The sequence below is a fragment of the Paenisporosarcina sp. P5_A11 genome, assembly GCF_056400705.1.
On record NZ_JBFUKT010000224.1, the window covers coordinates 1 to 4,493 of the forward strand.

The following is a 4,493-nucleotide window of genomic DNA, read 5'->3' on the forward strand; positions in this document are numbered from 1 at the left end:
GCTGATATTGTTCTGAGACGATTAATTCATCTTCCATTAGAACATATGGATGTGTTTCCATCAAAATCGTTTTGAGGTAGTCGGGCATTCTCTTTCCTTCATACGCACAAATTAATGGAAATGACAGCTGATTTACAGCTTCGTCTACAATTTTCTCAAAATCTTCTATGAGATGAAGCGGCTCTTCCATAGTAGCCCACTCCACATGTGCCCATGATCGGAAAGAGATTTTATTTTCCGAGTAGGGTTGTACCATCTTATTAAAGTAATCAGCGATTGCAGGTGGATGATAACTGCCACTTGAAAAATAGAAATCGAAGCTGTTTACAAAGTGAACGAACTTCATTTGATCCTCCGCTAAACGATTGCTTAGTTCTTTATAAATAATAGGGTAAACACGGTCATTTTCAATAAGAATAACGTAATCTCCCGCCGCAACTCCATCTATGATGTAACTCAAAACCTGTTTCATGTAATTTTCCATTTCATTAAACGAATACAGCACATGAACATTCTTTTGGGTTTCAAACAACTGATTCATTTTGCTTTTCATGTAATCATTCCTTCTCTTCTGTATTCTCACAATTATACTAGAATTCTGTAAAACGAGAAATGGTTTTTGCCAGCATCCATTTTTTACCTATATATAGGTAAAGACGGAAATGGTTTCTCTATTTTGGGATAAAATTCAGAATTGAAAAAGCACTGCAAATTGCAGTGCCTTTTAGAGTTACTTTCACTAGATTATTTTAATGAAAGTGTATGGTAATCCTAAAAAATTTCACATAACTCGTTTAAACATCTTTTCAATTTCATACGTGGAAAAATGAACAATAACAGGTCTTCCGTGTGGACAAGTAAATGGATGTTCGGCTTGTCTTAAATCAAATAAGAGCTTTATCATATCATCTTTTGTCAAATAGTGATTGGCCTTAATCGAACGTTTACAACTCATCATTATCGCTGCATCTTCCCGTAACTTTTTAACGTCAGCTTTTCGATTAGTCAGCACTTGTTCCACTAATTCTTTGACTATTTCTTCTTCAAAACCTTTAGGAAACCATACTGGATGATCCCGTACAATAAATGTTGTAGGTCCAAATTCTTCGAGCGAAACACCGACTTCTTCGAGTTGATTAGCATATTCTTTTAAGCGCAAAGCTTCATCTGCTGAATAATGCATCGACAAAGGAATAAGCAAAGACTGTCTCTCACCTGCATCAACATCCCCCACTTTGTCGCGGAAAAATTCATACTTAATTCGTTCTTGTGCAGCATGCTGATCAATTAAATAAAACCCATCTACACTTTGGCCAACGATATAAGTGCCATGAATTTGTCCCACGATATCAAGTTCAGGGAATGGTTCTTTTGAAGAAACGGCTTGCATGTTTTCGATTGGAGGAACAAATGATTCTTGATGATTTTCCACTGGTTCTTTTACCATTAATGTTTCTGGTGTTTTATTAAACGTATGCATCGGTTGATTTTCCGAATACTTTGGCTGAACAGGTTTAGACTTCCATAAATCCATTTGTTCACTTGATACAAGTGCTTTTTTAGGCTTTTCAGCAATTTCTGGTGCTCTCATTACGGAACGAATACTGTTGCGAATTGTGTCTTCGACTAATTGTTGCAACTCTTTTTCTTTGCTTAATCGTATATGTTGTTTAGATGGATGTACATTCACATCCGTCAAATAGGGATCACCTACGATATTCATGATGACGAGTGGGTACCGTTCAATAGGTAAAAACGTGTGATACGCATTGACGATTGATTGTTGAACACTATAATGTTTAACCCATCGCCCATTTACAAATAGCGTCAAATAATTTTTTGATGCACGTGTGATTTCTGGTAAGGATGCATAGCCATGTATGCGATAGTCAGATGATTCGCCTTCAAAAGGAATCATTTTCTTTGCAATTGCCAKTCCATAGATTGCCGCTATTACTTGTTGTAAATCACCTCGGCCATTTGTATGGAGGAGCACTTGTTCACCATGTCTTAATTTAAACGCAATAGATGGATAACAAAGTGCCAATCGATTAATTAAATCGATAATATGTCCTAGTTCCGTTTGAATGGTTTTCATATATTTCAATCGAGCTGGTGTATTGAAAAACAGTTGGGAAACTTTAATATCCGTTCCTTTTCGAAGTGCACCTGCTTGTTGTTTCTTTACATGGCTACCTTCAATCTCAATACTTGTCCCAGTAGTAGAACCATCAGAAGTCCATAATGCTACTTTAGCTACAGATGCAATACTGGCAAGTGCTTCTCCTCGGAAACCAAGTGTGCGTATACGGAAAAGATCATGTTCATTTGCTATTTTACTCGTCGCGTGTCTTGAAAAAGATAGAATCGCATCTTCTTCATCCATCCCACTCCCGTTGTCGGTTATTTGAATGGTTTGTAAACCCGCTTCTTCTAGATATATATCAATTGAAGTACTTCCGGCGTCAATCGCATTTTCTACAAGCTCTTTAACAACAGACGCAGGCCGTTCTACTACTTCTCCCGCAGCTATTTTGTTCGATAAGGGTTCGTCCATTAAGCGTATATATCCCATGGGATCTACTCCTTTCACAAAAACTTATTTGCCGATTTTTTGCTGCAGTTCATATAAAAATTGAAGTGCTTTCATCGGTGTTGTCCCTGATATATCTAAATCTCGAATCGATGATAATAAATCGTCCTGGATTGGTTCTTTTGCTATATTCTCAGGTTCTTTCTTAGATTCTTGGAAGAAAGTGAGTTGTTCATTAACTGTGGTCGAATTATCCTTGTTTTCATGTTCCTTAACTGACTCAAGCTCTTTCAAAATGTCACGAGCTCGCGCGAGGATCGTTTCAGGTAACTGTGCAAGTTCTGCAACATGTATTCCATAACTCTTATCTGCAGGTCCACTTTTCACTTTATGTAAAAAGACGACTTTCCCATTTTGTTCGACTGCGGCTACATGTACATTCCTCAATTTATCTAATTGCTGTTCTAATTGAGTCAATTCGTGATAATGCGTCGAGAATAAGGTATTGGCACGAATTTCAGTATGAATATACTCCATCATGGCTTGTGCAAGTGCCATTCCATCATACGTAGATGTGCCCCGACCAATTTCATCAAACAATAATAAACTTCTCTCTGTAGCATGAGTTATTGCATAAGTGGACTCAAGCATTTCAACCATAAAAGTACTTTGTCCTGCTGCAAGGTCATCTGCTGCACCTATGCGTGTGAAAATTTGATCCGTAATAGGTAACAGGGCTTCTTCTGCGGGTACATAGCAGCCCATTTGACCCATGATAACGGTAATGGCCACTTGTCGCATATACGTACTCTTACCAGACATATTTGGGCCTGTTATCAATAACATATTTTCTTTAGTAGTAAGGGCACAGTCATTGGGTACATAATGTTGTTTATTCATCATTTTTTCAACAACAGGATGACGGCCGTTAACAATATTTAATTCCAACCCTTCATGGAACGTTGGTTTGGTTAAACGATAATGGTCCGACACTTCAGCAAAACTAGAATACACATCAAGTTCACTTACTTTTGCGGCAAGCTGTTGAACTTGTGGGATATATTGTTTAACTTGTTCACGTATATCTACAAAAAGAGCATACTCTAGAGCCAAACTTTCTTCTTCTGCAGTTAAAATTAATGATTCTTTTTCTTTTAACTCATCTGTGATATAGCGTTCCGCATTGGCTAAGGTTTGCTTTCGTTCGTAGCGCGTCAGAYCAGCTAAATGAATATTTGACTTGGTAATCTCGATAAAGTATCCGAAAATCCGATTATATCCGATTTTGAGTCCTTTAATCCCTGTTCGCTCTCTTTCTTTTAGTTCGAGCGCAGCAATCCAGTCTTTGCCGTTTTTCTTCGCATAACGAAGCTCATCCAATCGCTCATTGAAACCGTCGCGAATGATATCCCCTTCTTTAACAGAGAGGGGTGGATGGTCGGCAATCGCCTCTTTTAATAAAGATAAAAGTCCCACGCATTCGTCTAATTGCTGTGCTGCTTTAATTAATGCTGGTTTTGTACTTTCTTTCAATTGCTCTTTTATTAGTGGAATTTGAAGAAGTGATTGTCTCAATTGACTTAAATCCCTACCACTCGCAGTGCCAAAGGAGATGCGACCAATTAAACGTTCTAAGTCATACACTTCTTTCAAGCTTTCTCTTATATCAGCACGAACAAAATAAGCTTCGAGCATTTCGGTTACAATTTCAAGACGCTCTTCAATTTTCACACGATTTGCTAATGGTTGGTGTAGCCACTGTTTTAGCTTTCGTCCCCCCATTGATGTCATCGTTTCATCCAGTAACCAATATAATGATCCTTTTTGATCACCACCACGAAGTGACTGAACTAATTCCAAATTTCGTTTCGAATGAAAATCAATCGTTAACAGTTCTTCTCTTTCTTGGTATTGGAGATGGCAAAGGGCTGGCAGCTGCACTTATGTTAGGTGCAAGTGG

Annotated in this window: 2 protein-coding genes and 1 pseudogene; all 3 read right to left on the reverse strand. The window is 38.0% G+C overall.

The features are described from left to right. Nucleotides 1-553, reverse strand: a 553-nt coding sequence (locus AC1DOS_RS18190) for an MEDS domain-containing protein (RefSeq protein ID WP_477538636.1), incomplete at its 3' end; no start/stop codon positions are given. Between the two features lie 228 nt (nucleotides 554-781). Continuing rightward, entirely contained in the window at nucleotides 782-2,575 is a 1,794-nt protein-coding gene (gene mutL, locus AC1DOS_RS18195) for a DNA mismatch repair endonuclease MutL (protein ID WP_477538637.1), read from the reverse strand. Between the two features lie 24 nt (nucleotides 2,576-2,599). Then, nucleotides 2,600-4,447 (reverse strand): annotated as a pseudogene (gene mutS / locus AC1DOS_RS18200) (DNA mismatch repair protein MutS); the annotation flags it as partial. Nucleotides 4,448-4,493 lie beyond the last annotated feature (46 nt).